The organism is Pseudoflavonifractor sp. 524-17, assembly GCF_009935845.1.
Classification (GTDB): domain Bacteria; phylum Bacillota; class Clostridia; order Oscillospirales; family Oscillospiraceae; genus Pseudoflavonifractor_A.
In genome coordinates this window covers 26714-48369 of record NZ_QWEK01000031.1, presented here as the reverse complement: position 1 = coordinate 48369, position 21656 = coordinate 26714, and the positions used below count along the sequence as shown (strand labels likewise).

Genomic DNA, 21656 nt, shown 5'->3' with positions numbered 1-21656 from the left:
CTACTTTATTTCGTGTCCGATGAATTCACAGGCCGCCCGTCCACGCTTTGGGGGAGGCCAGAGGGGGGAGCATCCCCTCCGCGGGGGCCCCGCCTGGACAAAAGCACAAAACCGTGCAACTATGGCCGGTTTTTCGCATACAGTTTGGAGAGGACAACATATTTCGGGAGGGATTTTTTGTGAGATTCTTGGTTTTGAAGCGGAAACACCTGCTTTTCGCCGCCTGCGCCCTCATCGCCGTGCTGATGTTTACCGTGGTCAATCACCCGGCTATCGTGGGCGCCGCCGCCGCCAGCCGCCAGCTGCCCATCTACTGCGTCCAGCGGGACCAGAAGATGGTGTCCATCTCCTTCGACGCCGCCTGGGGCAACGAGGACACCCAGCAGCTTATTGACATTTTAGATAAGTACAACGTAAAGGCCACCTTTTTTGTGGTGGGGGACTGGGTGGAGAAGTATCCAGAGTCGGTAAAGGCCCTCCACGACGCGGGGCACGAGGTGATGAATCACTCTGACTCCCACGCCCACATGAACCAGCTCTCCAGCGCCGAGATCATCGCCGACGTGGAGGCGTGCAACGATAAAATCGAGGCCGTCACCGGCGTGCGCCCTACGCTCATCCGCCCGCCTTACGGCGAGTACAACGACACCGTAATTTCCTCCGTCCGCTCCATCGGCATGGAGCCCATCCAGTGGGACGTGGACAGCCTGGACTGGAAGGATCTCTCCGCCGCCGACATCACAAAGCGGGTGACCGCAAAGGTGGGGCCGGGGTCTATCGTCCTCTTCCATAACGCCGCCCTCCACACCCCAGAGGCCCTCCCAAGCATCATCGAGTGCCTCCTCCAGGAGGGGTACACCTTCGTGCCCATTTCACAGCTCATCCTTGCGGGGGAGTACACCATCGACCATACCGGGAGACAGTGTCCGGCAGGATAGGCCCCCCTCTGGAGCGGGCGTTACCGCGAATAAATAGTTGTATTAGGATACAACTGCTATAAAAAGAGGCTGCTCACCTTGGGTGGACAGTCTCTTTTCCGTTACTATCAGATCAACAGTATGATATAATGTGAAAAATATTTTAGAAATGAGCGTCAGATTTTTATCTAGAAGCTGTGTATATAGGTGAAAGGGGGATTTGTATGAATGATAATGGCATAATCCAGTTGTATTGGGACAGAAACGACCAGGCCATTAAAGCAACGTCTGACAAATACGGCCATTACTGCAAGACCATCGCAAGGAACATATTAAACAGCGAAGAAGATGCAGAAGAATGTGTCAATGACACCTATTTAAATGCCTGGAACTCCATGCCGGCCCATTGGCCCGAACAACTAGCAACATTCCTTGGTAAAATCACACGAAATCTGTCATTTAACAAGTATAAACACGACCATGCTGAAAAACGGGGCGGTGGTGAGATAGCACTTGTTTTAGAGGAACTGGCTGACTGTGTATCAGACACCGACAACGTAGAACAAACGCTTGACCGCCAGGAACTGGTAAAGGCAATCAATTCTTTTGTAAGGAGCCTTTCACCAGAGAAGCGAGGCGTTTTTGTCTGCCGTTATTGGTATGCAGATTCAGTTTCAGAGATTGCAAACAATTATGGAATGTTGCAGGGCACTGTATCGAAGACGCTGGAACGGACACGGAAACAATTAAAAGTATATTTGACAGAAAGGGGCTTTGAGCTATGAGGAAAGAAGATTTTTTTGAAGTCCTTGGTGAACTTGATGATGACATCGTGAAAGGAGCTAGAACAATGATGAAGAAGAAATTGGGTTGGAAGGTTTGGGTCGCAATAGCGGCTTGCCTATGCCTTATTGTGGGAACCACCGTCTTTTTGCAGCAAAACACAACACCTGGCGGCGTTTCAATTCCCGGTACTGGCAGCGGCGGAATAGATGGAGGCCATGAAGGTATGATGTATAGCGTTGCTGTATATCCCGCGGCCGAAAGCGAAGAAAATGTGGATTCAGCAGGTATTATAAGTCTTACGGAAAGCGAAGCATTGAGCCATGAGTTGGCAGAACACCTTCCCAGTCAACTGCCGGGGAATTTTCATTACGGGCGCGGAAGTATCTATAATACCATCATGAAGGATGGAACACAGTATAATATGTTACGGGTTGAATATATCTCCGGTACAATCCCCGGACAGCAGTTTACAGAGGACGGCGGTGCCGTCGCACCCAACCCGGAAACGATTGGCTCTCTTTTTACCGTTTGTGTTTTAAACTATAAGCCGAAAACTGATATAAGTATTTATTCCTCTGCGGAAGAAATAACCGTGTCCATTCTTGAAGAAAATGGTGCTGCTTATATCCATTCTGGAGATTGTTACATTGGGGTATTTACTGAAACAGCGGAACCGGAAAGCGTTTTAGACGCCCTGAGAAATATTAACTAACCGCACACCTTTGAAAGAAATAGCCCTCCGGAGCTGCAAAACAGACTTTTGGGGGAGAAACAGTATAAAAAGGAAGCTGCTCCAATTGGAGTAAGCTTCCTTTTTATACTCTGAACACCCCTCATGGACAAGACGCTGGGAGCACAAAAGCGAATGGAGAGAAAGAAATAGGGGAAAAACTGATGGGGACAGGGGAAAGGCGGCCTCAACATTTAGGCGACAGGCAGGCAGCCGCCGGACAGCGTTTTTGGATTGCAGCGGTACATACAAAATGGGTAAAAAATATTGTCTATTGGTGCCGCTTTAGGGATAAATTCAAAGACCGCCCGTCCGCTGGGTCCAGGGCCGTTCCCCTGTTATAATTTTTTACTGTCTCCAGGGCCCGTTCCAAGGCCTGGTCCATGTTGTAGTACTTAAAATCCGCCAGGCGGCCGCAGCGGATGAGGTTGGGAATCCGGTCCGCCAGGGCCTGATACCGCGCAAACTGCGTCTGGCTCTCTTTGGTTAAAACGGGATAATAGGGCTCCAGCTTCTCTCCCTCCCGGTAGGGGAGGGGGTACTCCACCGCATAGCTGGTCCCGGGCCTGTCCTGGACCGGCAGCTTTTTGTACTCGGTAATCCGGGTATAGCCCTTCTCCTGGGGATAGGCTACCACGGGAGCGGGCTGTAAGCTGTCCTTTTCCTCGTATCTCCACTCAAACCGCAGGGAGCGGTAGGGAAGCGCCCCGTAAATGCCGCCAAACAGCTCGTCCAGCGCTCCGGTATAGACGACAGGAAACGTGGCTTCCTTCCCGTCCAACAAAAGCTTTCCGTCCTCAGCCTTCAGATGTTCCAGCGCCTCTATCCCGAGTTTTACCTCAATGTTGGGATGGTTCAGAAGATTCTCAAAAAAACGGGTGAAGGAGTGGACGGGCATAGCTTGATAGGGATCGTCAAAATAGCCCTCTCCATAGGAAAAGCGCAGAGGCACCCGCTTGAGGACGCTGGGGTCGATCTGCTCCGGCGGCACACCCCACTGCTTGGCGGTATAGGGGGCGTAGTCGTTCCGGAAGAGAAATTCCGCGTAGCCCCGCACCTCCGGATCGGGATGCTCCAGCACCTCCACCACGGTAGCGGTTTCCCGGCCAGCAAACTCCTTCTTCAATTTTTCTTTCAGGCGCTCTGCTTCCGTCGGCGGGTAGAAGGTATCGATAGTGGTAAAATTGAACGGAGTGGGCGTATATTTTCCGCCCCACTCCGCGCCGCAGGTCAGCTGATAGTCCTGCCACTGCTCAAAGCGGCACATGTAGTCATAAAGCGCTCTCTTTGGGGTATGAAAGGTGTGGGGGCCATATTTCTGGACCAAAAATCCATGCTCGTCCACATAGTCGTACAGATTGCCGCCGATGTGGTCCCGGCGCTCCCAGATTACTGCCCGCTTCCCACGTTCCGCCATGTGGCGGGCGATCACAGCGCCGCACAGCCCGCACCCCACAACCAAACAGTCCATATCAGAATCCTCCATAGGTCTCTATAAACGCCTGGAAGCTCTGTAGGGTTTTATCTTTTTCCGCCAGGATGACATTCTCTCTGCCGCCAATCAACTCCAGCGGCCACGCCACACCGATATCCGGGTCGTCCCACAGGATGCCGTCATCATACTCCCCATAGAACTTTTCCCCACACTTATAGGAGACAATGGAGTCCTCCAGCACCAGATATCCGTGGGCGCAGCCCGCAGGCACCAAAATCTCATTGTGCGTTTCCCCGATTAAATCAAAGGCCAGCCACTTTTTAAAGGTACCGCTGTCCTTCCGCAGGTCCACCACCACATCCCAAACATGACCCCAGATACACCGCACCAGCTTCGGCTGCTGCCTCACCCGCTGGAAGTGGAGGGCGCGTATCACCCCTTTATGACTGGTGGTATAAAACACCTCCGCCAAGTCATGGCGGATGCCGTTTGCCTCAAAGACCTCTTTGGAATAATCCTTGGTGAAGCAGCCGCGCACATCTTCGGCATTGAAGGGAGTTACCTCAATCAGGCCGGAAATAGCGGTCTCCTTAAACTCAAACTTACGGTTCATGCCCTGTCCTCCATTGATTTCCACCACTCCATAGTACGCCTGCAGCCCTCGCCAAAGCTGATTTCCGCCCGGAAACCGGTGTCCGCCTCGGTTTGGGCGCAGTCAAACTTATTCAGGGGCAGATCAATGCCAGTAAAGGGAATATCCCCAAACTGGAAGTCCAGCTCCGGCGCGATGGCACGCTGCATTTCCAGCAAAAATTCCTTCAGGGGGCGGGCTGTGGAGCTGCCAATCAGATATTCGTGGAAGGGCTTGCCCTTCTCTCCAATCAGCCGGAAGGCACGGGCTACATCGTCTATGTAGACAAAGTCGTAATTCTGGGTCCCGGCGGTGAACTGGGGCGCCTCCCCCCGGATGCACTTTTGTATGGTGGTACATACCACTCTTTGACTTTTCTCCCCCACGCCATAGGTGTTGGTAATCTCCGGCCAGATCAGGTCAATCCCAAGCTCCGCCGCCACCGACATGCACATCACATGGGCAGCCAATTTACCGCCGCCGTAAATATACCCCATTCCAGGCCGGTTCCCCTGGGTATAGGCCGCGGCCATAGCTTCATACTCCATAATGCTGCCGGCGCACAGGAACCGCCCACAGCCCAGCTCCTTCGCCGCCCGCAGGGAATCCACCGTCCACTGGGCGTTTTGCAGCTGGAGCTGCGTGTCCGCCCGGGCGGGTCCCGCAACGCCTGCCCATGCAAAGTGAAAGAAGATATCATACGTCTGCTTGGGCAAGCGGTCCTTTAAGCTGGCCGTCTCCGCCAGATCGCAGGGGACAAAATGCACCCGCTCACTTTGGGGGAGATTGCTGGAGCACCCGTCCCGAACCAAAGCATAGATCTCATACTCATGATGCAACAACTCCCGAACCAGGGCACTGCCTACAAAACTGTTGGCACCGGATACAATCACCTTTTTCATTGTGCGCCCTCCTCCAAATACATCCCAATCTCCCGGTCCATCTCGGCGGGAATCATTCCGCCGGACAGCCACACCCGGGTCCACTCCACAGTCTTCTGGACGGCCTGGGCGATGCGCCAGCGCGGCCTCCAGCCAAACGCGGCCTTCAGTTTGGAGCAGTCCAGCTTCAGGAAATTGGCCTCGTGGGGGGCGTCCTTCTCCGCCTGATTCAGCCAGGCAAAGCCCTCCCCCCAGGCTTCCCGGAACAGCTCCGCCAGCTGGCCGGTGGTAACGCAGTCGTGCTCGTCCGGGCCCACGTTGTACCAGCCCGCGCAGGATTTATCCTCGTACTGTCTTTTGGCGATCAGCAGATAGGCCATCAGGGGCTCCAGCACGTGCTGATAGGGGCGGGTGGAGCAGGGATTGCGCACGCCCAGGGGCCGGCCCGCCCGCGCCGCCCGGACGCAGTCAGGCAGAATCCGGTCGTTGGCAAAGTCCCCGCCGCCGATGACGTTCCCCGCCCGTGCGGTGGAAATGGCGGGGGCGCCGTCCCCGGCGAAGAAGCTGCTTTGATAGCTGTGCGTCACCAGCTCCGAGCAGGATTTTGAGTTGGAGTAGGGGTCGAAGCCGTCCAGAGGCTCGTCCTCCCGGTAGCCCCACACCCACTCGTTATTGTGGTACACCTTGTCGGTGGTCACGTTCAAAAAGCTCCTCACCCCCGGAACCAGGCGGACGCACTCCAAAAGGTTCACGGTGCCCATTACGTTAATCGCATAGGTATCCGCCGGGGCCTTGTAGCTGTCCCGGACGATGGGCTGGGCCGCCAGGTGGAGGACAATCTCCGGCCGGGCCGCCTGAAACGCGGCCATAAGGGCCGCCCGGTCCCGCACGTCCCCGATGACCGAGGTTATCTTCCCCTCCAGCCCCGCCAGGGAAAAGAGATTGGGCTGGGTGGGCGGCTCCAGGGAATAGCCGGTGACAATGGCTCCGGCTCCCGCCAAAATCCGGCACAGCCAGCTCCCCTTGAACCCGGTATGGCCGGTGACAAAGACCCGTTTGCCCCGGTAAAATTCCAGTTCCTGTCTGTCCATCAGTCTTCCCACACTTTCCAGGGCGCCTGCCCGCCGGCCCACAGCGTTTCCAGACGCTCCTTCTCACGCACCGTGTCCATGCACTGCCAGAACCCTGAGTGCTTGTACGCCATGAGCTGCCCCTCTCGGGCCACCGCCTCCAGCGGCGCTTTCTCCAGTACCGTGGAGTCACCCTCAATGTAGTCCATAAACTCCGGCTGGCACACCATAAAGCCGATGTTGATCAGGTTGCCGTCTCCCTGGGTCTTCTCCCGGAACTCCTTCACCGCTCCGTCCGCCCCGATGTCCAGCACGCCGAAGCGCTGCCCCGCGTTGTACGCCGACATGGTCACCAGCTTCCCATGGGACCGATGGAAGTTCACCAGCTCCGTGACGTCCAGGTCCGACACCCCGTCGCCGTAGGTGAGCAGAAAGGGCTCCTCCCCGATGTACTCCCTCACACGCTTCACCCGGCCCCCGGTCATGGTGTTCAGCCCCGTGTCCACCACCGTCACCTTCCACGGCTCCGACGAGTTGTGATGCACCGTCATCTCGCTGCGCCCCTTGGTGAAGTCGTATGTAATGTCCGAGGTGTGGAGGAAATAGTCCGCAAAGTACTCCTTGATTACGTGCTGCTTGTACCCCGCGCAGATGATGAACTCGTTGAACCCGTGGTGGCTGTACAGCTTCATAATGTGAAGCAAAATGGGCATACCTCCGAGGTCCACCATGGGTTTGGGTTTGAACTGGCTTTCTTCTGAGATCCGCGTGCCAAAGCCCCCAGCCAAAATGACAACTTTCATTGTGATACTCCCTTATGATCAATCTTCCTCTTCTTCTATAAGATCCTCAACGTCAACTTCCTTTTTAGGACGGTATTTTGGCCTGAAAATGTAGTAAATCTGCTTGCAGAACCGCCAGCGCAGAGACCCCTTGGGCAACAGCTTTTTGGCGAACTCCCGACGGCCTGTGCCGGGGGGAAGGAGCTTGTCCGCAAATTTACGGGCACCAGAGCGGGTGTCAAATATCTTTGCATACGTATTATACCAATTCAAATAATCTGCCGATGTTTGCCATGATGTATGAGAAGCCATCCTTTGTAAAATTATCTCATATAAAATAGTACCCCTGATTAATTCCCAAAATTCTGACGCAAAGTCTTCACTTGGATCATCCCAAGGTTTTAAATATCCAGCATAGTGAATAATATATGGATCTTCTCTCCCTTTAAAATACATTTCTTTAATGGGAAGTGGTGTAAATGTCTTAATATTTTGGGTCCTACCACCTCCACATGCCGACATAATATTCCAACGTATATCCAAAAAATATACTCTTCCTTGACATTTAACATTAAGAACATCTTGATCAACATACATATACTCGCACTTACTTCCAAATTCAGCGAGTTCGTCATCACCAAAGGTATCTCTCATTTCTTCGATGTTGAAGACAAGAACACCTGCTTGGAAATATAAATATGGATTACTCAATTTTAATTTCTTATCGCAGTATGGCTTTACTACAGGTATCGCTCCATTATATTGTCCAAGCCAATCAGCGTCTGGCGTGGCAGCTATTAGATTATCTCCAATGTCAATCTTATATAGAGCTGAAATATCATTTTTGACTAAAAGATCACTATCAAGGTAAACTATTTTCTTGTAGTTTTTAAAAATTTTTTGCACAAATAGCCTATAAAAGGTTTCGTCGCTTACATGATTATTTGCAACAAATTTATACTTTTTTATTAACGGAGTAATATAAAAAAACCGAATAGATACATTAGAATAATTATCCATAATTTTCCTCAGTAGTTCTTTGTTTTTGTTTGAAATTGAATTATATAAAAATATAAAATCATAATTAAATTGCTTAGATGCATGTTGTAACGTTGATAAAACTGTTACAGCTGCATAAGGTACGTAGTAATCACTGCTCGACAGAACTACTGGAATGTTGTTATGAGAAAATGCAGGCTCTGGGAATTCATTTCTTTCCGTATTCCAAAAAATTGAACGTTGCAAAATGCGAAACTTCAATTTTTCTTCTTTCTTACAGTGATATATATAAAATATACCTAACAACCGTTCTCCAAGATGACCACAAGTACGGAAAGCCTCTTGTCCATAATTTTCATAATTCTTTTTCTCGTTAAATTTTTCTAATACGCCAAATAAAAACGTGCAGTATTCATCGAAAAGTTTAGCATTCATGATAAACATACTACATGGATATAAGTTTTTCCCAAATATATATTTTCTTGACGAATCAGCATACTTTGGGTAATATTTTTCTATTATCTTTAAACATTTGTCTAAATCATTAATATGTAATGCTGGCGTGTGTTCATATTGTACATATACAGATTTTTTATCAACAAAAGGCGCCGATATTATCATATCATTTTTGGTGATAATATCTCTCATTTTCCCTTCATGGTTTTCCAACTTTTCTATTGCATTATCATCGATAAAATCAAAGTTTATATTTCCCCAAATATCTTCTTTTAGTTTCTCATCAGAAAATGAGAAATATCTTCTATAATGACACAATCCATAGTAATCTGCTTTTATGTTTTTCCAGGCCCAATATAGAACTGTTAACTCACAGAAACTTAATCGCTTCTCTGAAATATTATCCCCTGTATCGTCCCCCAGCATGGTAATGCCTTCGCGCTCATCGTAGACCGCGCCGCAGCGCACGGGGATATAAAGGGGGTTGTCAATGGTCTCGCTGTCCAGGTCAATCCGGTGGGACACAAAGATCTTAATGTCGGGCTTCTCCGGAGTTCCATGATACTTGAGGCATTCCACATCGGGGACTGGCTTAAACTGCTTTTCCATCAAACTACCTACTCTCTCTCATTTATACCCGCCCTGGTGAGGCGGTAATAGACTTTTTTACAGGCCTCCCTCCGGTTGGATCCCAGGGGGAAAAAGGGTTTGACCGCCGCTCTTGTCAGCCGGTCCAGCCAATAGGTGGCATACCATCGGGCCAGGGCCGCGGGGGCCATGGCCCTGGTCTCGCCAAAGAGGACCAGCTGCCGCTGGCTGACGCGCCACTGCTCGTTCGTTATCACGTGGTGGAGGAAGATGCCGAAGAGCATTTCCCCCACGTAGGCCGGGGTGCGGCGCATCTCTGGGGTGCAGCCGGCAGTGTCCAGCTCCCGTTCCACCGCCTCCATAATGGGGAACTGGAAGCGGCACAGCCGGTCAAACAGTACCTGGCTCATCACATAGCAGTTGTACCCCCGGTGCAGGCCGCCGCCGAAGTAGGCCCTGGCGGAGGCGCTGTACTCCGGCGCCAACTCCTTGATAAGAGAAAACATCCGGTCGATGACCTTCTTTTCGAAGAAGAGGCCGTCGTGGGCCTCCCACAGCTGGCGGACGGTCTTTGCCGTTCCATGGGGCAGGGGCATGCGCTCCACGGCTGCGGGCTGGGGGATCACAAGGTCATACCGGGCGATCTCCGCCGCCATGTTCTCCCTGTCCAGCAGCCCGAACCGCCTCATGGTCCTGGGGGACAGCACCGCGCAGGGCACCAGGCCGTGGTCGCCCGGCCGGTACTCCCGCGGGGCAAAGGACAGGTAGCGCCGGTAGTGGCACAGGCCGTAATAGTCCGCCTGCGCGTTTTTCCACGCCCAGTACTGCACGGTGAATTCGCAGAAGCTCATCCGCTTTTGGGAGATATTGTCCCCGGTGTCGTCCCCCTGGAACCGGGCGTCTGCGCCGGGGTCGAACACCGCCCCGCACCGCACCGGCACATAAAGGGGATTGTCCACCGCCGCGCTGTCCAGGTCAATCCGCCGGGAGACAAAGATCTTGATGTCCGGCGCGTCACATGGCATAGGCATCGCACACCTCATTGGTCCTGCCGAGCATCTTTACCATACCCTGTTCCAGCCAGAGGACCCTGGAGCACATATCCCTGATCTGGTCAATGCTGTGGGAGACGAAGAGCACGGTGGTGCCGCCTCCCATGAGCTCCATCATCCTGGCCTTGCTTTTCTCCTGGAACTGCGCGTCGCCCACGGCGAGGATCTCGTCCACAATCAGGATATCCGGGTGTACCATGGTGGCCACGGAGAAGGCCAGCCTTGCCACCATTCCCGAGGAGTAGTTGCGCATGGGCACGTGGATGAACTCGCCCAGCTCGGAAAAGTCCACAATCTCCTGGTACTTTTCCTTCAGAAAGGACTCGCTGTACCCCAGGATGGCCCCGTTGAGGAAGATATTCTCCTTCCCCGTCAGGTCAAAGTCGAACCCGCTGCCCAGCTCCAGCATGGGCACCACGTTGCCGTGGGCGGCCACGCTGCCCTGGGTGGGCTTGAGAATGCCGGAGATTACCTTTAACAGGGTGGACTTGCCCGCGCCGTTGCGGCCCACCAGCCCCAGCGTCTCCCCCTTCTTTACCGTGAAGGACACATCCTCCAGGGCGGTGAAGTCCCGGTAGTCCAGCTTCCCCCGCAGGGCGGTGGTGACGAACTCCTTCAGGGAGAGGATCCGGTCGCTGTTCATGCGGAAGCGCATGGTCACGTTGGAGACCTCTATCATTGTCTTGCTCATCGCCGCCTCCTTACAGATACAGCACAAAGCGGTCCTGGCTCCCGCGGAACACAACCGCCCCCGCCGCCAGCATCCCAAACGCCATTAAAAGGCACTGGACATAGATTGCCGGCTCCGGGGACAGGCCGTCCAGAATACACATACGGATGTTTTTCAGGAAATAATACAAGGGGTTGATCCGCAGGATGAACTTGAACTCCTCCGGCAGGATGCTCTCTGGATAGAAAATAGGCGTGGCGTACATCCACATCATGCTGAACACCCCCCACAGGAACTGCGTGTCCCGGAAAAAGACCATGGCCGAGGACAGCAGCAGCCCCAGCCCCAGGCTGAAGATCATCAGGCACGCCAAAAAATAGAAGGCCAGCACAGCGGATTTGCGGAACTCCACCCCGGTGGCCACGCACACGATAACCAGCGGGATCAGGGAGATGCCCAGATTGACCACGGAGGACATGACACGAGTCAGGGGGTAGATATACTTTGGCATATAGACTTTGGTGATCAGCGGCGCGTTGCCGATGATGGAGGTCAGGGCCATGCCGCAGGCCTCGGAGAAGAAGTTGAAGGACACGATGCCGATAAGCAGGTAGGCGGCATAGTTGGGGATATCCGAGCGAAAAATGGTAGAGAAGACAAAATACTGCACCATCATGGTGAGCAGGGGGTTGAGGAAGCTCCAGAACATACCCAGCACGGAGCGCTTGTACTTGGTGCGGAAATCCCGGCTCACCAGCTGCCGGATGAGGAAGCGGTACTGTTTCAGTGCGGTCAGGGCGTAGACCACATAGCTGTGCTTTCCCGCGGCCCAGCGGCGCCAGATATAGATAAGCGCCAGGGCCAGCGCCGCGCCGAAGCCGGCGGCGAACTCCCAGTAGTGCAGCCCCGTCCAGATATAGTCCTCGCCCGAGGCGGAGAAGCACAGGGTGCCCTGTGCGGGGGCGCCGTTTAAGGAGAGTGAGAAGCCCTCCTGCGCCGGGGCGGACTGGTTCATCAGGGGGGAGGGCGCGCTTCCGGGCTGGCAGTCGGCATAGACCTTCAGCAGCAGGGGTGCGCCGTAGATTCCCTCTATGGGCTCCCGCGCCGTCAGGGTGGTGAGCCCGCCCTCCGTGATGGCGGCCGCGTCATAGCTCTGACTGAGGAGCAGGCTTCCGTCCGCCAGGTTCCACAGCTCTATGGCGACGGTCCCGGCGTTGGGGCGGTAATAGGTGCCCCATTGGACGCTCACCGACTGGAACCGCTGGATCTCTGCGGTAAAACACTGCTCCACCACCGCGCCCTGGCACAGCTCCACCGTGCCGGACTCCGCCGCCGGCAGCTCCAGCGCGCCGCGGGACTGCCGCAGATGCAGCTGCTCCCCCGCCAGAACATAAAAGGCCGCGATCAACAGCCAGTACAAGAGGAAGATTCCCGCGCAAAACCTGGGAATGCGCACCGGCGCCTCCTGGGGATGTTTCTGACTTATGGCTCCCTTTTTCTTGCTCACCTGTGTTCCTCCTGCGTCTTTCGATAAAATTCCCGGCCATGGTTCCGTCTAACTCGCATAGGCGGGAGCTTTGGTGTGGAAGAGGCTGTCGTATTGGGTCCGGACGAGGGGGAAGACCGCGTCCAGGGCATAGCGGCCGGCGTCCTGCTGCGCCCTGCGGGCGAGCCTGATCCCCAGCGCGGGGTCGCGGAGCAGGGCGCGTATCTGGCCGGCACAGGCGTCTGGGTCGCCGTAGGGGCACAGCAGGCCGTTCTCCCCGTGGCGGATCAGATCCGTATGTCCCTTCACCTGGCTGGCCACAACAGGCACGCCCATGTACATGCCCTCCATGATATGGAAGGGCAGCCCCTCGCTCCGGCTGGCGGACGCCACCGCGTCCGCCGCCCGGTACCACGGCCCCAGGGGCACGTGGCCGGGAAACAGCACCCGCCCGGACAGGCCCAGGCTTTGGACCAGCGCCCTGCACTCCGCCAGCAGGGCCCCCTCCCCAGCCAGCACCAGCACTGCCTCCTCCGGAAGCCGCGCCATAGCCTGGATCAGCACCCACTGGCTCTTCCGCCTGGAGAACTCTGCCCCGTACAGCACGACGAAGGCGTCCTCCGGGATGCCCCAGTCCGCTCTCAGGCGGCCTCCGGCCCCCGCCTCCCCGCCGGATTCCGCCAGCCGGGAGAAGTCCACCCCCACCCCGGGGATGTATCCAATCCGCCGGCCCAGACGGTACCGCCGGGCCGCGTCGAAATCCCACTGGTTCATAGTCAGCAGCAGGTCGGTTTCAGAGGCTGTCCACCGCTCCGCCGCCAGCAGCATATTCCGCTTCACCGCCGGCGTGCCGCCGTCAAAGAGGTACCCGTGAACCATGTTCAGCACCTTCGGCCGCTCCTTCAGACCCTTCACCGCCAGCCGGGTGAAAAACGCCGCCAGAGCCGTGTGGGTGGAGATCAGCTCATACCCCTCCGCCTGGATCCGCCTGCGCAGGATGCCTGCCGCCCTGAAATTCTCCGGGGCGCCCAGCCGCTTCTCAAAGGGCAGGGAAATGCTCCGCTCCGCGCAGGGAACCGCCGCCGCAGGCCCCCCGCACGCCGCGTGGACCTCCCAGCCCGCCTCCTGAAAATACCGCAGGTACGGCAGGTGGAAGTTCACCAGATGGCCCCAGGTGGAGGCGGTAAACAGTACTTTTCTCGCCACGCACACCCTCCTTACCTCACTGCCTCGTCGTTGAGGAACTTTCCACCAAACAGCGTCTTCCACAAAATCTTCAGGTCAAACCGAAGGCTCCAGTGCTCGATGTAGTAGATGTCGTGCTCAATCCGCCGCTTGATGGACGTGTCCCCCCGCAGGCCGTTCACCTGCGCCCACCCGGTAATCCCAGGCCGCACCTGGTGCTTGACCATGTACAGGGGCACCTCCTCCTTGAACTGCTCCACATAGTAGGGCACCTCCGGCCGGGGGCCCACCAGGCTCATATCTCCCTTGAGTACATTCCAGAACTGGGGAAACTCATCCAGAGAGCATTTTCGCAGAAACGCCCCGAATCTGGTCTTCCGGCTGTCCGTCCGCCCGCTCCAGCCGGTATCTTCCGCGCCGTTCAGGCGCATGGAGCGGAATTTGTACATATAAAAGGGTTTCTTGTCCCGGCCCACCCGCTTCTGCTTGAAAATCACAGGCCCAGGCGAGGACAGGCGCACCCCTATGGCACATACCAGCATCACCGGGCTGCTCAGCACCAGCAGCAGCCCGGACCCTATCACATCCATCGCCCGCTTGCAGAACGCGTTGCCCCAGTTGTCCAGGGGAATGCGCCGCAGATTCAGCAGCGGCAGCCCGTTCAGGTCGTCAAACTGGGGGCTGGAGGGCATGTAGTCCGCGTAAAAGGGGATCAGCGACAGCTTGCTCCCCGTCTTCTCGCACGCGGCGATGATCTGCGGCGTGCGGTGGTAGTCCCCAAGCCCGATGGCGGACACCACCTCGTCCGGACGGTACGCCTCCAGCAGCGCCTCCAGCACGTCGAAGCCGCCCAGCCGCTCCACGCCCGGAAGGCCTGCGCCCCCGCCCTCCGCCACGTACCCGATGGGCAGGTAGCCCAGCTCCCGGTCCCCACGGATTTTCTCCAAATACTTCGCGGCCATCTCGCCGCCGCCCACGATCAGAACGTGCTTCTGGTTGTACCCCTTCTGCCGGAAATACCGCAGGCATCTGCGCAGCACAACGCGCTTCCCGCTCAGCGCCCCGGTGCTCAGCACAAAGAACAGGGCGAAGGTAACCCGCGAGTAGTGGATCTCACGCTCCACAAACAGCCAGCTCAGAAGCAGCGCCATGTCCAGCAGGCTCGCCTGCCACAGCCGGTACAGCTCCTGCTGGAGGGTTTTCTTCCGAAAGGACTGGTACAGCCCGAAGGTTGCGTACGTGAACAGCTGCACCGCCGTAAAGACCGCGTTCAGGCGCAGGTAGCGCGCAAACGGCACGTTCACCACCCCGCCAGGCAGCACGAAAAAGCGCATCCAGTAGGCAATCGGGAGCATGAGCAGCAGGATCGCACCGTCGCTGATCACGTTGACCTGGTTGAGCAGCCGCTGATTCTCCCGGATCATGGCGACATCCGGGAGATCAGGCTCTGGGCTGCTTCATTCAGGCTGATCTCCCCCATATGTTCCCGGTTCCACTCCGCCAGCTTCCCAGCCAGACGGATGACCCCGGTGCGGAACTCCTGCGTGTCCGCCTCGTACTCCGCCAGCAGATCAAAACCCTTCTGCCACGCGGCTGGGTCCGCCGCCACATACTCCACATACTTTTCCACCATAGCAAACCCAGACTCCACACGGCCCGTGCTGAAATAGTACCGGGCCAGGTAGATGGGGATGGTGTTGGAGTCCACACGGGTCAGGCGGGCGGCGTAGGCGTCCGCCTGCTCCCGCACCGGCTCCTCCACCTCTTTGCCCGTGACGCTGTGGACATAGGACAGCATATAGTCCGCCCACTCGAACCGGTCCAGCTTCACCGCACGCTCCAGGCTCTCCAGCGACGGCGCTTCGCTGACCAGCCGCCGCGCCGCCATATTGCCTCCCAGCAGCACGGCGTAGGCCGTGATGAGTACGGACATGCCCGCCAGGGCCAGCCGCCGCGCCCTCCCCCCCAGCCTGGGCGCCGGCAGGGCCGCCCCGCAGCACAGGTTGATCAGGCCGAATACTCCAAACGCCAACGGCAGGTAGGGGTAGGCGGAGAACACCACCTCCGTGCCGCCGTGGATCGCCGCGAAGACCAGCGCCGCCCCCAGCGCGGGCGTCAGGGGATGCACCCGCTCCGACCGCCGGGACAGCCACACCGCCCAGGCGCACCCCGCCAGCAGGGCCAGGAACAGCCCCAGCCCCACCACGCCGGTCTCCACCAGCAGCTGCACGTAGTGGTTATGGGCGTATTTGGTCTCGTAGTAGAAGGACTGCACACCCTTCGCCCCGCTCTCAAAGGCGCCCATCCCAAGCCCGATCACCGGGCTGTGGCGGAACAGCTTCAGGCCGTCCGAGAAGAAGACCAGCCGCTGGATGGCGTTCTCGTTGGCCAGGAGGCCCTGCAGACGGTTGGCGATGAACCCAGGCAGCAGGCGGTAGTGCAGGGGCACCTTCCCCGAGCCCCCCTCCCCGGCGAAGGAGAGCCGGGAAAACGTCCCCCCCTCCGGCGCCGACAGGTTGAAGTACACCACCAGGCTGTCCGCCGGGACGGTAAACACCGCCTCCGCGCCCGCGCCTGCGTACAGGACTGTGCTGGTGTGCATCATGGTCTCCGCCTGGTTCTGGCTCTCGATCACCACCTCCAGGGGCGCATCCCCCTGGACGCTCAGGGTGTACGTTCCAGGCTGGGGATACGCCGCCCGGCGCAGCCCCTCCCCAGGCTGGAGCGTCACAGGGCCGGTGACGCTCACCGCCACCGCCCCAAAGGCAATCAGCACAGCCAGAACGCCGGCGATCAGGCACAGCACCAGCCGCCCGCGGCCCAACAGCTTGTCCGCCAGCTTTTTCCCCGCGAACCGGTCCAGCAGACACAGCGCAGCCCCGCCCAGCACCGTACACACCAGGGGGACCGGATCCACACCGTCCCACGGCTGAAGGGAGGTCTGGGAGATCACCCCCGCCGCGAGGACCGTGAGCACAAGCGTCTCCACCATCACGATCAGAAGACCGCCACGCCGCTCCTTCCCCTCCAGCGCCAGGAATACCAGGAAGGCCACCGCAATCGCCCCGCTGGCGCCAAGGCTGAACGCCAGCACAAAGGACAGCGCGTTCACAAACAGCAGCGACAAGTGGGCGCGGCGCTCCCATCCGCGCTCCGACGAGCTCACCAGGCCCAAAGACAGCAGCACACCAAGCCCCGCGCACCCCGCGAAGGTGTTGGGGTTGGTAAAAATAGACAGCATCCGCACCCCGGGCTCTACGCCCGCCAGCTGGCTGTAGTCCGGCGTCACACGGCCCAGCGCAGATACCAGCGCCCCGCTCAGCCACCGCGTGGACAGCAGATCCATGCTCACCAGCCCCGCCAGCGCGCAGTTGGTCTCCAGCACTGCGGCAATCCACCGCCCAGGCCGGGCCCCCTCCCCGGGCGCCGCCGCCAGCAGGATCACAACCAGGCAAAACGACGCGAACACCTTCAGAAACTCGTATAACGCGAACTTGCCCGTCACAGCGTACAGCGTGGACACCCCATCCATCACCACCACCGCGGCGAGCAGAAGCACCGGCGCGTAAAGCCGCCCCCTCACGGCGCTCCCGCGCAGAAGCACCGCCGCAACCGCACCCAGCGCCAGCGCCATCCCGGCCACTTTTACCGTTGAGGCCGAGCTCAGACACACCGTCAGAAAAAACGCCGCCCCGACAAGAAAGGGTCCCGCGGCCTGTGGAATCTTCTTGATGATCTTCCTCACCTCTGTTAAACATTCTGGCTCTATACAAATCAGGGGGCAATCAAGGGGCCCGCCTGAAGAATTCGCAAAGCTGGGCCTGATTTTGCTGAAAATCAGGAAATGGGGAGACGTTTTTGTCCCCCGAAACGGGAATCCCCGCCCTCCTTTATCAACGTAAAGGAGAAAAATCTATGGCGTCTTACACACCAAACTGCGGCCTCCACCAGTGGGTGGGGACCGACAAATTCCTGCGCTCAGATTTCAACGGCGATTTCGCAAAAATCGACACCGCAATCGGCGGCATCCAAACCTCCCTGGCGCAGAAAGCCGACAAAACCGCCCTCAGCCAGAGCCTGGACAGCGTCAGCAGCACCTTGACCGGCATCCATGCCGCCCTCAGCCAGAAAGCCGACAAGGCCTCTACAGAGCAGGCAATTTCCGCCCTCCAGGCGCGAAGCCATGTCATTGTGGGGTATTACATCGGGGACGACGCACGTACCAGGGTTATCCCCTTGGGCTTTACCCCTAAGGCCGTCTGGGTCTATCTCTCCCGGGGCATAAGCAACTCCAACGGCTACGGCGGTCTGGCCGTAACCGGCTCCCCGGCGGGAAATGAAACCGCCAACTGGGTGGAGATTGTCCCCGGGGGATTTCAGGTGGCGGAAATCGCCGGAACCGCCGGCACAAACACCGGAAACTGGAGGTATAACTACATTGCCGTCCAATGAGACGGCAGGTTAAAACCCCGCCCCAGGCCCATCTCGGGCCTGGGGCACGGGTATTACTGCTTAGGGCAGAACGGAGACAGCTTCGGTGTCGTTGGCATTTTTATAGGTGTAGGTCAGATTGTAATTCATGGTAGTCGTGACGGGATCCATGTCATCCTTCTGAGTGGTGATCTTCACCTCCAGAGGAATCTTGCCGTTATTCAGATCACTCGACTTAATCTGATACTCGCCAACCCACGTTGCAACGGCGCGGGTGATCTTCTTGCTGACGCTAATCCGCTCACCGTTAACCTTTACAATGGGATCCTTGTCGCTGTCCGCCTGGAACTCTACCTTGAACTTCGGCAGGCTGGTCTGGCCGGCAGTGATCGTGATGTTGCCACTACCATCCACACCGTCGCCGGTCACGCCTTCGGTCACGTCGCCGGGCTTAACAGCGGGAGAGGGGGTGCCTTCCATCTCATCATAGACAAAGGCGGTCTTCACGTCGCCCTCGTTGGTGAGCACCAGAGCAACCTTCTGGTCCTTCTGGAATCTGGTCTCAAAGACGTCGTCGGTGTCCTGGACGTCCCAAACCTTGGCGCCCCGGATGGCGTAGCTGCCGGCGGGCTCGCCGGTCTCGGCATTGGCCACAGAGATGGCGTTGGCGCCCACGTTGGTGATCGCCAGGTTGTTCTTCACACGGTCCAAGTTGCTGTTGTCGAAGGTGACATAGCTGCCGCTGGTCTGGTACTCGTGAGCCTCTTCCTTGGCAACGCTGTCGTCATTCTTGGCGGACAGCTTGGTCACGGTGCCGTCCTCCAGCACCACGGGGTAGGTGTGGATGGTCTCGCCGTTCGCGGTGGTCTTGGTGTAGGTGCCGGTAACAAACGCGTAGCTGGAGCTGGAGGTAAACTTCTGATTGGTCTCAAAGTAGATGGCCTTGGCCATGGCGTCCTTGCCGGTGGCGCCCTTGTAGTAGATCACCTGGCTGCTGGTGCCAGTCCCAGCCTTCAGGCCGCTGGCGGGCAGGTTGTCCAGGCCGGCGACCACAGAGTAGCTGCCTTCCTTGTCCTTAACAAAGAACACGGTCTTGTTGTCGGCCATGACCTTCACACCGCCGAAGGTGTAGGAAGCGGTGCTGCTCTTGAAGTTCAGCTCGCTGCCAGCCGTGTTGGCGTTGGTCGCCTCAACATAGGTCTTCGAGTTGGCAACCTGAGGATGGCTCAGAGTAACCTTGCCGTCATCCAGGGTATAGGCAACCAGCACGTCCTTCGCACCCTTCAGCCCAGTCGCCATAGCGTCCTCTTTGGCGGTGTTGCCAGCGGCGTTCTGAGTGGTTGTGTTCCACTTCTTGGCGGAGGCCAGCAGGTTCACGTCATACTTGCCGGAGGTGCCGTCGGACAGAGTCAGCTTCACCTCAGCAGAGCTGAAGCCCTTGCTTTCAGTGACATTTGCGGCGGTGATGACGGCATAGTTGCCGATGGTGCCCTCGTCCTCAACATAGCCCAGGATGTTGCCGTGAGGATCCAGGTACAGGGTGTAGGAACCGTCCACCAGGTCGGGGAACTGATCAGCGGCATTGGGCTTGATCAGGTCGCTGGCCAGCATCTCACCGGAGCCGACGCCGTAGTTGGTGCCGTCCATGGTGATCTTGCTCAGCGTGGCAGTGCTGTTGTGAACATAGGCGGTCACAGTGCCAGAGACGGACTCAGCCTGCTCCAGAATGTAGGTGCCCTCATAGTTGTACACCAGGACATAGTCGCCCGCGTCCACCTCGTCGGCGTTGAGGATGTCCTCAAAGTCAACGGAGCCGATGCCGGACAGGTTCAGCTTGCTGTCCTTGGTGTTGTAGGTGTTCACCTTGGCCAGGGCGGGGTTCTTGGCGACAATCACGTCAACGGTGCCGTCGGCGTCGTTGTCGATGAACCGCTGATGCACACCAGGCATCTGCTCCTGGCCGTTGGTCTTGCTGAAGTCATCCTTCTCGGTGACCTTCACGCTCTCCACGCTGGTGGGCATGGACAGGCCGCCCTTCTTCACGGCGTCCTTCACAGCGTTGCTGTCCTTCAGCCGACCGGTGGTCTCCACGATGGTGTTGTCGTCAGAGACAATCACGGAGCCGATGACCTCCATGTTGGAGGAGTTGGGGGACAGGTCGCTCAGGCCCTTCACGTAGATAACCACGCGCTGGCCCAGCAGCTCGTCGTCAATGTCGATGGGGTAGGTGTAGGAGCGGGAAGAACCATCCTCATTCTCCCAGGCCGCTCCGTTGTAGCGGACATCGGTCAGGCGGCTCTTGCCGGTGACGGTGGTGCCGTCTTTCAGGGCAATGAGGTCAGTGGCCTCAACCACGCCCTCTACCTTGCGGACCTTGAAGCGGTTCCACAGCATGGTGCCCTTCTCAGTGGCGTAGACGGTGCCGTCATGCTGACCATCCAGGTTGCGGTACTCCACTTCCAGGGCCTGCACACCGTTGTAGATCATCTGGGCCACGTTGTCGCGGTTGATGGTCACGGAGGGGTTCAGGCTGTCCAGATCGTTGTACAGGCCGATCTTGCTGGCCAGGGTGTTGGTGGCCAGCTCCCAGTTGGCGCCGCCGATGCCCTCAAACTCGGGCTTGTAGCCCAGGGCGCAGAGGATCATCTTCGCGGCAGCGGTGCCGTTCAGGGGGTCGTCGGGCTTGAAGTTGCCGTCGCCCACACCGGCGATAATGCCCAGGTTGGCGCAGTAGGCGATGTAGGTCTCAGCCCAGTGGCCCTGGGTGTCCTTGAAGCTGGACTTGCCGCCGTCGCCCAGGACGGGGTCCTTGCCGCCGCCCAGCATACGGGCGACGAGGGTACACATCTGAGCGCGGGTCAGGGTGCCCTCGGGCTGGAAGGTGCCGTCGTTGGCGCCGGAAATCACACCCAGGGAAACCATGGTGTTGACCGCCTCAGCGTTCTTGATCTCGTCCTTGTCGGCGAAATCTTCGTAGCCCGCAGCGCCGGCCCCGGTGGCCATCATGCCCATTACCATGACGGAAGCCAGGCCCATGCTGAGAGCTCTCTTGAGGTTTCTCATTTTGGAGTTCCTCCTTGTTCGAATTTGAGCCAAAAAGAGTTTTTTCGCCAGTTTTCAGAACTTTTCGCCCCTTCACCGGCGTATAACTCCCCTTGCCTCATGCTCGCATTTTAAATCATCGCGGCGATTTCGTCAACCGCTTTTCCGCAGTTGTAACAAACGTGTAAGATTCCTTCCGTTTTGTGACTGCGCCCGCCGGGACGCCCCCTCCCCCGCCAAAACCCGCCTTGACAGCGCCCCGCCGGGGGGTATGATAAGCATGTAAGGGCGCTGCTGCAAGCGGTTGGCCCTCGCCGTTTTTCCCCTTGACGCGCCGCCTGTCTTCCTGTATAATAAGGATTGGAAAAGCAGGACGCTTTTCCTGAACTTGTTCTCATTTTGGAATCTTTCCTTGTGGATGGCCCGCTGTCTCTCAATCGAGGCAGCGGGCTTTTCCTATTTTTTTGATTTTGAGTGAACTTTTTCTCTGTTCCTGCGTCTAAAGAAAGAACGGT

The 21656-nt window shown here is 57.4% G+C and carries 17 protein-coding genes; 4 read left to right on the top strand and 13 right to left on the bottom strand.

The genetic code is table 11. From position 1 onward, the window contains the following. Positions 1-179: 179 nt before the first annotated feature. The 3 genes from D1159_RS12155 to D1159_RS12145 all read left to right on the top strand — a co-directional run bounded on the left by D1159_RS12155 (position 180) and on the right by D1159_RS12145 (position 2415). The gene (locus tag D1159_RS12155; RefSeq protein WP_161845932.1) at positions 180-938 is read left to right on the top strand and encodes a polysaccharide deacetylase family protein; all 759 of its coding nucleotides are present in this window, start codon (positions 180-182) and stop codon (positions 936-938) included. 203 nt (positions 939-1141) lie between these two features. Next, positions 1142-1702 (top strand): sigma-70 family RNA polymerase sigma factor, encoded by a 561-nt coding sequence (locus D1159_RS12150; RefSeq protein ID WP_161845931.1) that lies wholly within the window; start codon positions 1142-1144, stop codon positions 1700-1702. Beyond that, positions 1699-2415, top strand: coding sequence for a hypothetical protein (locus D1159_RS12145; RefSeq protein WP_161845930.1), 717 nt, complete (start codon positions 1699-1701; stop codon positions 2413-2415). The genes D1159_RS12150 and D1159_RS12145 overlap by 4 nt, the downstream gene beginning before the upstream one ends. A gap of 289 nt (positions 2416-2704) precedes the next feature. On the opposite strand, the gene glf is transcribed toward D1159_RS12145, so the two are convergent. The 12 genes from glf to D1159_RS12085 are packed head-to-tail and all read right to left on the bottom strand — an operon-like array spanning position 2705 to position 17413. After that, a complete protein-coding gene (glf, locus tag D1159_RS12140; protein WP_161845929.1) occupies positions 2705-3904 on the bottom strand; it encodes a UDP-galactopyranose mutase in 1200 nt (399 codons plus the stop codon). A 1-nt stretch (position 3905) separates the two neighbouring features. Next, the gene (rfbC, locus tag D1159_RS12135) at positions 3906-4481 is read right to left on the bottom strand and encodes a dTDP-4-dehydrorhamnose 3,5-epimerase (RefSeq protein WP_161845928.1); all 576 of its coding nucleotides are present in this window, start codon (positions 4479-4481) and stop codon (positions 3906-3908) included. Then, positions 4478-5401 carry an NAD(P)-dependent oxidoreductase gene (locus D1159_RS12130; protein WP_161845927.1) on the bottom strand — a complete coding sequence of 308 codons (924 nt, stop codon included), beginning with the start codon at positions 5399-5401 and terminating at the stop codon, positions 4478-4480. The genes rfbC and D1159_RS12130 overlap by 4 nt, the downstream gene beginning before the upstream one ends. Further along, positions 5398-6471 (bottom strand): CDP-glucose 4,6-dehydratase, encoded by a 1074-nt coding sequence (rfbG, locus tag D1159_RS12125; protein WP_161845926.1) that lies wholly within the window; start codon positions 6469-6471, stop codon positions 5398-5400. The genes D1159_RS12130 and rfbG overlap by 4 nt, the downstream gene beginning before the upstream one ends. Then, positions 6471-7253: a glucose-1-phosphate cytidylyltransferase gene (gene rfbF, locus D1159_RS12120; protein ID WP_161845925.1), complete on the bottom strand. Its 783-nt coding sequence runs from the start codon at positions 7251-7253 to the stop codon at positions 6471-6473. Before rfbF ends, rfbG begins: the two co-directional genes overlap by 1 nt. A gap of 18 nt (positions 7254-7271) precedes the next feature. Further along, complete coding sequence (locus D1159_RS12115; RefSeq protein ID WP_161845924.1) at positions 7272-9296, bottom strand: DUF4422 domain-containing protein; 2025 nt, start codon at positions 9294-9296, stop codon at positions 7272-7274. Between the two features lie 8 nt (positions 9297-9304). After that, entirely contained in the window at positions 9305-10306 is a 1002-nt protein-coding gene (locus tag D1159_RS12110; protein WP_161845923.1) for a DUF4422 domain-containing protein, read from the bottom strand. Then, entirely contained in the window at positions 10290-11018 is a 729-nt protein-coding gene (locus D1159_RS12105; RefSeq protein WP_161845922.1) for an ABC transporter ATP-binding protein, read from the bottom strand. The genes D1159_RS12110 and D1159_RS12105 overlap by 17 nt, the downstream gene beginning before the upstream one ends. A 10-nt stretch (positions 11019-11028) precedes the next feature. Next, a complete protein-coding gene (locus D1159_RS12100; RefSeq protein ID WP_347563685.1) occupies positions 11029-12504 on the bottom strand; it encodes an ABC transporter permease in 1476 nt (491 codons plus the stop codon). A 48-nt stretch (positions 12505-12552) separates the two neighbouring features. Next, a complete protein-coding gene (locus tag D1159_RS12095) occupies positions 12553-13689 on the bottom strand; it encodes a glycosyltransferase (RefSeq protein WP_161845921.1) in 1137 nt (378 codons plus the stop codon). An 11-nt stretch (positions 13690-13700) separates the two neighbouring features. Further along, on the bottom strand, positions 13701-15092 hold the full coding sequence (locus D1159_RS12090) for an undecaprenyl-phosphate glucose phosphotransferase (RefSeq protein ID WP_161845920.1): 1392 nt from the start codon (positions 15090-15092) through the stop codon (positions 13701-13703). Next, positions 15089-17413, bottom strand: a complete 2325-nt coding sequence (locus D1159_RS12085) for an O-antigen ligase family protein (RefSeq protein ID WP_161845919.1) — start codon at positions 17411-17413, stop codon at positions 15089-15091. The genes D1159_RS12090 and D1159_RS12085 overlap by 4 nt, the downstream gene beginning before the upstream one ends. 170 nt (positions 17414-17583) lie before the next feature. On the opposite strand from D1159_RS12085, the gene D1159_RS12080 reads away from it, so the two are divergent. Further along, the gene (locus D1159_RS12080) at positions 17584-18120 is read left to right on the top strand and encodes a hypothetical protein (protein WP_161845918.1); all 537 of its coding nucleotides are present in this window, start codon (positions 17584-17586) and stop codon (positions 18118-18120) included. A gap of 60 nt (positions 18121-18180) precedes the next feature. Here D1159_RS12080 and D1159_RS12075 read toward each other — a convergent pair whose 3' ends face one another. Further along, the gene (locus tag D1159_RS12075; RefSeq protein WP_161845917.1) at positions 18181-21162 is read right to left on the bottom strand and encodes an S-layer homology domain-containing protein; all 2982 of its coding nucleotides are present in this window, start codon (positions 21160-21162) and stop codon (positions 18181-18183) included. Positions 21163-21656: the final 494 nt, after the last annotated feature.